Source organism: Isoptericola sp. NPDC060185 (assembly GCF_042728595.1).
Taxonomy (GTDB): Bacteria; Actinomycetota; Actinomycetes; order Actinomycetales; family Cellulomonadaceae; genus Isoptericola.
Genome location: NZ_JBHWYY010000123.1, coordinates 1 through 6,241 on the forward strand (window position 1 = coordinate 1; position 6,241 = coordinate 6,241).

A 6,241-nucleotide genomic window follows, 5' to 3' on the forward strand; every position below is an offset into this window, starting at 1 on the left:
GCGGCGATTGCCGTCCGGCCCTTCGTCTGCGCGGCTCAGGAACCCGTCGAGGCGGGAGCCTGACGCTGACGAGTCAGCGCTCGTCGTTCCAGGCGTTGTATCGGTTGTCGTACTCGTCGTCGTCGGGGGAGGAACGGTCCTCCGTGGCGACATCGGTGCGACTGCCCTCGCTGCCCTTGAGCTCTCGCTCGAGCGCGTGGTAGTTCGTCTCGGGGCTGTAGTACTTCAGCTCGCGAGCGACCTTAGTCTGCTTTGCCTTCTGACGGCCGCGGCCCATGGCTGAGACCCCCTCAACGTAGGAGCGGGGCTTGCGCCGTCCGTGACGGCGGCCCCGTGCGTAAGTAGTCTGTTCAGATCCCAACGGTACATGCTCGCGCGCCATTCCCTCCACTCCGCGACACGTGCCGTGCGCATCAGTGGACGTCGGAGCGGGTGATCTCGCGCCGATGGTGTCTCAGGTCACGAGACCGGACGGTGCACGTTCCGGTCGTTCCCGGGCCCCGCAGCAGGAAGAACGGGACGCACGGCGCGTCTCGGACCAGTCCAGGACGATCCGGACGATTTCATCCGGCTCCCAAGTCGCCTCAATCCCGCTTTCTGCACACAATGGATGAGCGAGACCGTGTCCGCACACCGGGCGCCGCCCGGGCCGGTCGCGCACCAGGAGGTGCAGGGGATGTCGCTCCACGGAGACTCCGAGGTTCTGCTGACGCCTGCCGAGGTGGCCAGCCTCTTCCGCGTCGATCCCAAGACCGTGACCCGCTGGGCGAAGGCGGGGAAGCTCTCGTCGATCCGCACCCTCGGTGGGCACCGTCGCTACAAGGAGTCGGAGGTGCGGGCGCTCCTCGGCGCCGCCTCCGAGGAGGCGACGCCGGACAAGTAGCGCCGGCCCGGAGCCCGGGCCGCGAAGGGCCGCTCAGCGGCGCCGGGCGCGCACGACGACGATCACGACCAGCGCGAGGCCCGCGGCGGCCGCCCCGAGCAGCACCTGGGCGTTGCGCCGGCGCCGGGGCTCGCCGTCGGGCAGGCCGCCGCCCGTCACGAACGCGCCGGCGTCGGACGCCGCCCGCTTGGTGGCCCGGGCGAGCTGGTTCGCCTGGTAGGCGGGGGAGAGGCGGGTCGCGAGCTGGTCGAGGGTCTCGGTCAGCTCCGCGCGGGTGCGGGCGACCTCGTCCTCGAGCTCCCGGGTGGTAGGCGCCGGGGCCCTGTTCTCGGGCGTCGTGGACTCGGTCACCGGCGCACCCCCTTCTTCAGCGTCTCGACGTCTTCCTTCACCCGGTCGATCGTCTCGGGCCGGCGGGCGGCCTTCTTGAGCTGGCCGACGGCGATCGCGACGGCGATGCCCGCCACGATCAGCATCGCGACGCCGACCGTCAGGGCCGAGAGCCACAGCGGCCACGCCGTGGCGAGGCCGGTGATCCCCGCCCAGATGAGCACTCCCACCGCGTACAGCACGATGACGAGGGCGACGACGACGAGGCCGACCCCGATGCCGGACCGCTTGGCCTTCTCCGCCAGCTCGGCCTTGGCGAGCGCCACCTCGGCGCGCACGAGCCGGGTGGTCTGTTCCGACAGCTGCTCCACGAGCCGCCCCATGGAGGGCGGCTGCTCGGCGGGCGGCGTGCGTCCGTCGTCCCAGTCCGTCATCGACTGCTCCGATCCTGCGTGAGGTGATCGTCCGTGCGGTCCCACTCAACCCGTCCCCGCTGGTCCAGGCAATTCGACCGGCGATATCGAGGGGGTGAGGCTGCCGGTTCCGCACCGGCCGGGAACGACGAAACCCCCGCGCCCTGAGGCACGGGGGTTTCGGTGGTGGCTCCGACCGGCGTCGATCCGGTGACCTTTCGATTTTCAGTCGAACGCTCTACCAACTGAGCTACAGAGCCTGGACACGAACGCCCGGGCGCCGTTTCCGACGAACCGGGCGCATCATGCGCGACCCTGACGGGACTTGAACCCGCGACCTCCGCCGTGACAGGGCGGCGCGCTAACCAACTGCGCTACAGGGCCATGGCGAGGAGGATTCTCCGCGCCTGGAAGCTCGTTTCGAGCCGAGAAGAAGCGTACCCCATGGTCGGCGGGATCTTGAAATCGGATCCTGACCAGCAAGAACGCCCCGTTTCGCGGGTTTCCGGCCAGGCCGGTGTCCCGCTGACGTACCCCCAACGGGATTCGAACCCGTGCTACCGCCGTGAAAGGGCGGGGTCCTAGGCCGCTAGACGATGGGGGCTGGACCGGGCAAGCATACCCAGGCGTCGGCCGGGCCCACGCGCGCGGTGGGCGAGGATGGGCCCGTGGTGGAGATGACGCGCGAGGAGTTCGAGGACGCCGTCCGGGACGGCCTCGATGAGGTGCCGGCCGACCTGGCGGCCATGATGGACAACGTCGTCGTCCTGGTCGAGGACGACGCCCCCGCCGACGACCCGGAGCTGCTCGGGCTGTACGAGGGGGTGCCGCTGACCGAGCGCGACCTGCACTGGGCGGCCGGGTCGCTGCCCGACCGCATCACGATCTACCGGAACCCGACCCTCGCCATCTGCGACACGCGCGAGGACGTGGTGGAGGAGGTCGCGATCACGGTGGTGCACGAGATCGCGCACCACTTCGGGATCGACGACGAGCGGCTGCACGCGCTCGGCTGGGACTGAGCGGGCGGGCAGAGCGGGCGGGCAGAGCGGACGCGGTCGGACCCTGGGTCAGAGCGGGCTGTACTCCCAGTGCCACGCCTCGGGCTTGCGGCCGTCGGGCTGGGCCCAGGCGGGGTTGTGCCAGCCGAACTTGCCGGCGTTGGCGACCAGCCACTGGTGCTCGGCGCTGGTGTACTGCTGGACGCCGCCGTTGAGGTCGACCGCGATGCCCCAGCCGTGGTCCGAGTACCCCGGCACGGCGGCGAAGTAGCCGCGGCTCGCCTTGACGGAGACCTGCGACTCGTAGGAGCGGTAGGAGTCGCGGACCTTCAGGTGCGTGCCGAAGCGGGCCTGGTACGCGGCGTCGAGCCGCTCGAGCTGCTCCGCCGCGTCGGCGCGGAGCGTCTCGCCCTTCGCGAACGACAGCTCGGCGAGGTCCGCGGAGGCGATGCGACCGTTCTCGTACCCGGCGGTGTCGTCCGCGTGCTTCTTGAGCGCGGGTGCCGCCTTCTTCGCCGCGGCGGCCTGCGCGTCGAGGATCTCGGCCGGGGTGGCCGGCGCGGGCTCGATGCTGACGGCGCTCGGGTCGGCCTGGTCGACCAGGTCGGTGAGCGCCTCGGTCGCCTTGGCCACGTCGGCCGCGTCCGTGTCGCGGACCTCGAGCGAGGCCCGTTCACCGGCGCGCGAGGCCGCCTCGGCACCGGAACGGTCGGCGACGAGGGCGCGCAGGCGCTGCGCGCTCCTGGCCACGGAGCGGCGCTCGGCGCGGGGGATGCCGCGCGTCTCGGTCGTCACCTGGTCGGCGCGGGCCAGCGCGGCCTGGGCGGCCGACAGCGCGTCGTCGCCGCCGGCGGCGGGCCTCGCGCGCCGGGAGCCGTCGTCGGCGTCCTTCGCCGTCGTGGCGGCAGTGGTCGCTGCGGCACCCACGGCGCCGGACGTTGCGGCGGGTGCCCCGGCGAGGGTGGGGCGCGTGATCGTCGCGGCGCCGGAGGTGGGCTCGATGCCGAAGGTGCCGGTGCCGATGGTGCCGACCGACGCCGCCGCGGGCGCGCTCTGCGCCTCGGTGGGGGTCTCGGCGGACGCCTGGGCGATGCCGGTCGTGATGCCGGTCGTGACGCCGGTCGACAGGGCCATCACGGCGAGGGCGACGGGCACGCCGGCGCGCACCGCACGACGGCGCCGCTTGCGCGGGGCGTCGGTGCGGTCGGTGGGCTCGGCCCGTCGCGGGCGGTCGGGGTGGTGGATGTCGCGGCGCCGGGGGTGCTGCGCGGGCGCGTCGTCCTGCGGGTCGTGCTGGTTCACGTGTGGGGTCCTCGGGGTCGGGGCTCATCCCATCGTGGGGGCGGCCGCCGGGTGCCCCCGACGATTTGGTTGACCAATCAACAGAAGTCCCGTGCGGACCGGGCGGACGCGATGTGAAGACCGGGACATCCCGGGGCGATCGGCCTCGCGGCGTCCGGGCGATCCGGATGCTGGGACGCGGCGTCCCGTGCGGGCGCCCGCACCGCCCGGCGTCGGGTGGCGCGGCTCAGGATGCTCCGATGAGCTCCGCACCCGTGACCGTCGCGATCCACCGCGCCGTCAGCCCCGACCGTGTCCCCGAGGTCACCGCGTGGGTGCAGTCCGGCGTCCGCCTCGCCAACCGGTGGGACGGCTTCCTCGGTTCCGGCTGGATCCGCGCCTCCGAGGGGGCGGCCGACTGGATCATGCTCTACCGCTTCGCCGACGCGGCGCGGCTCGACGCCTGGGAGGGGTCGGACGAGCGGCGCCGCTGGCTCGCCGCCGGGGAGGGCCTGGTCGAGGAGCGCCGGGTGGAGAAGCGGACCGGGATCGAGGGCTGGTTCGACCCGCCGCTGCGTCAGGACGAGCCCGCCGGCCCGCCGCTCCTGTCGGCCCCGCCGCGCTGGAAGCAGTCCGTGGCGATCTGGCTGGGCTTCTTCCCGGTGAACCTCGCGTTCACCGCGCTGGTGGGCTGGCTCGTGCCGTCCTTCGCGGACCTGAACGTGGTGCTGCGGGTGCTCGTGTCGACCCTCGTGCTTACCCCGATCATGTCCCTGTGGGTGCTGCCGTGGGTCACCGGCCGGCTCTCCGGCTGGCTGCACGCGCCGCGCAGCTGAGGCGCGGGCGTCAGCGGCGCGCCGGGACGGCCGCCTCGTCGAGCCAGCCGCGCAGCGCCGCGGGGCGGTCGGTGATGATGCCGTCGACGCCGGCCCGCAGCAGCGTTTCCCACGTGGCCTCGTCGTTGGCGGTCCAGCCGAACACCCGCCGGCCCGCGGCGTGGGCGGCGAGGACGAGGGCCGGGTCGCCCGCGAGGAGCTCGGCCCCCGGGCTGACCGCGGCGGCGTCGAGCTCGTCGAGGAGCTCTGCCAGGTCGGCGCGCGGGTGCTCGACGAGCAGCGACCGCGGCACCTGCGGCGCGACGTCTCGCAAGGCGGCGACCGTCGTGGGGGCGAAGCCCTGCACCACGAGGCGGTCGCGCAGGCCGGACTCCGCGACCACGCGCATGGTCGCGGCCACGTCCTCGGGCGTCCAGACGCCCTTGTACTCGCAGAGGACGTCGAGACCTGGCCGCGCCGCGACCAGGTCGAGCACCTCCGCCAGCGTCGGGATCCGCTGCCCGGCGAACTCCGGCGCGAACCAGGAGCCCGCGTCGAGCGCCTGCAGCTGAGCGACGGTGAGGCCGCGCACCTCGCCCGAGCCGTCGGTCGTGGCGTCGACGGTGCCGTCGTGGATCACGACCGGCACGCCGTCGGCGCTGAGGTGGACGTCGATCTCGATCATCCCCGCCCCGGCGTCGTCCGCCGCGGCGAACGCGGCGAGGGTGTTCTGCGGGGCGTCCGCCGAGGCACCGCGGTGGGCGACGACGACGAGGTCCTGGGCGCGGACGGGCACGGTGCTCCTTCGGACGGTGCTGACGGGTGGGCCCCGTGGGGATCGAACCCACAACCCGCGGATTAAAAGTCCGCTGCTCTGCCGATTGAGCTAGAGGCCCGCCGCCGTCCGCCCGAGGGCTGGTCGCCGGCTGCGGACAGCGTACGCGGGAGCGGCTGCGGGTCGTGCCGTCGGCGACCTCGAAGGTCACGATCAGGTCACGGAGGGCAACCTATCCGCGGCGCGAGCACCCTGTCACGCGAGGTCTCACCCATCGGGAGATCTCGTCCCGATCGCGTCTCATCGTTGCGCCGAGCACCCCGACCCTGTTTCGGTGGACGAGTTCGCCAGGACCGACGAGAGGAGCTCCCATGCTCACCGTGACCGACAACGCCCGTACCGCCGTCGAGGACCTCGCCCAGCAGGCGGGGGTGCCCGACGAGGGTGGCCTGCGGATCGCGCAGTCTGCCGGGCAGCCCGGCAACTTCGAGCTCGCGCTCGTCCCTGCGCCGCAGCCCGACGACCAGGTGGTCGACGAGGAGGGTGCCACGCACGTCTTCGTCGAGGCGCAGGCCGCCCCGGCCCTCGACACCCTCACGCTCGACACCGACCCGGCGGCGCAGGGCCCGGGGTTCGTGCTCACGCCGCAGGGGTGACCCCAGGACGGGACCTCCGCACCGTCGGATGACGGCGAGGCGACACCGTCCGACGACGACGGCCGGGCACGAGGGACGACCTCGTGC

Annotated in this window: 9 protein-coding genes and 4 tRNA genes; 4 read left to right on the forward strand and 9 right to left on the reverse strand. The window is 73.2% G+C overall.

All coding sequences use genetic code 11. The features are described from left to right. Positions 1–73: 73 nt before the first annotated feature. Positions 74–277, reverse strand: coding sequence for a DUF3073 domain-containing protein (locus ACFWDO_RS20760; protein WP_380326233.1), 204 nt, complete (start codon positions 275–277; stop codon positions 74–76). A gap of 399 nt (positions 278–676) precedes the next feature. Here ACFWDO_RS20760 and ACFWDO_RS20765 point away from each other — a divergent pair, with 399 nt between their 5' ends. Further along, positions 677–883, forward strand: a complete 207-nt coding sequence (locus tag ACFWDO_RS20765) for a BldC family transcriptional regulator (protein WP_079575713.1) — start codon at positions 677–679, stop codon at positions 881–883. A 33-nt stretch (positions 884–916) separates the two neighbouring features. Here the strand turns inward: ACFWDO_RS20765 and ACFWDO_RS20770 are convergent, their stop codons facing one another. From ACFWDO_RS20770 to ACFWDO_RS20790, 5 genes are all read right to left on the reverse strand, one after another. Continuing rightward, positions 917–1,234, reverse strand: a complete 318-nt coding sequence (locus tag ACFWDO_RS20770) for a DUF3618 domain-containing protein (protein WP_380326230.1) — start codon at positions 1,232–1,234, stop codon at positions 917–919. Further along, a complete protein-coding gene (locus ACFWDO_RS20775) occupies positions 1,231–1,647 on the reverse strand; it encodes a phage holin family protein (RefSeq protein ID WP_380326227.1) in 417 nt (138 codons plus the stop codon). The genes ACFWDO_RS20770 and ACFWDO_RS20775 overlap by 4 nt, the downstream gene beginning before the upstream one ends. Positions 1,648–1,810: 163 nt before the next feature. Continuing rightward, positions 1,811–1,886 (reverse strand) — tRNA-Phe (locus ACFWDO_RS20780). A 50-nt stretch (positions 1,887–1,936) separates the two neighbouring features. Next, a tRNA-Asp gene (locus ACFWDO_RS20785) sits at positions 1,937–2,010 on the reverse strand. A 147-nt stretch (positions 2,011–2,157) separates the two neighbouring features. After that, positions 2,158–2,230, reverse strand: a tRNA-Glu gene (locus tag ACFWDO_RS20790). A 73-nt stretch (positions 2,231–2,303) separates the two neighbouring features. On the opposite strand from ACFWDO_RS20790, the gene ACFWDO_RS20795 reads away from it, so the two are divergent. Beyond that, a complete protein-coding gene (locus ACFWDO_RS20795; protein WP_380326236.1) occupies positions 2,304–2,648 on the forward strand; it encodes a metallopeptidase family protein in 345 nt (114 codons plus the stop codon). Between the two features lie 48 nt (positions 2,649–2,696). Here the strand turns inward: ACFWDO_RS20795 and ACFWDO_RS20800 are convergent, their stop codons facing one another. Beyond that, positions 2,697–3,929, reverse strand: coding sequence for a D-alanyl-D-alanine carboxypeptidase family protein (locus ACFWDO_RS20800; RefSeq protein ID WP_380326224.1), 1,233 nt, complete (start codon positions 3,927–3,929; stop codon positions 2,697–2,699). A gap of 239 nt (positions 3,930–4,168) precedes the next feature. Here ACFWDO_RS20800 and ACFWDO_RS20805 point away from each other — a divergent pair, with 239 nt between their 5' ends. Further along, positions 4,169–4,744 (forward strand): antibiotic biosynthesis monooxygenase, encoded by a 576-nt coding sequence (locus ACFWDO_RS20805; protein ID WP_380326221.1) that lies wholly within the window; start codon positions 4,169–4,171, stop codon positions 4,742–4,744. 10 nt (positions 4,745–4,754) lie between these two features. Here the strand turns inward: ACFWDO_RS20805 and ACFWDO_RS20810 are convergent, their stop codons facing one another. Continuing rightward, positions 4,755–5,519, reverse strand: a complete 765-nt coding sequence (locus ACFWDO_RS20810; RefSeq protein WP_380326218.1) for a glycerophosphodiester phosphodiesterase — start codon at positions 5,517–5,519, stop codon at positions 4,755–4,757. 27 nt (positions 5,520–5,546) lie between these two features. Next, positions 5,547–5,619 (reverse strand) — tRNA-Lys (locus tag ACFWDO_RS20815). Between the two features lie 250 nt (positions 5,620–5,869). Between ACFWDO_RS20815 and ACFWDO_RS20820 the strand changes: the two genes are divergently transcribed. Further along, positions 5,870–6,154 (forward strand): Fe-S cluster assembly protein HesB, encoded by a 285-nt coding sequence (locus tag ACFWDO_RS20820; RefSeq protein ID WP_380326215.1) that lies wholly within the window; start codon positions 5,870–5,872, stop codon positions 6,152–6,154. The last annotated feature ends 87 nt before the right edge of the window (positions 6,155–6,241 follow it).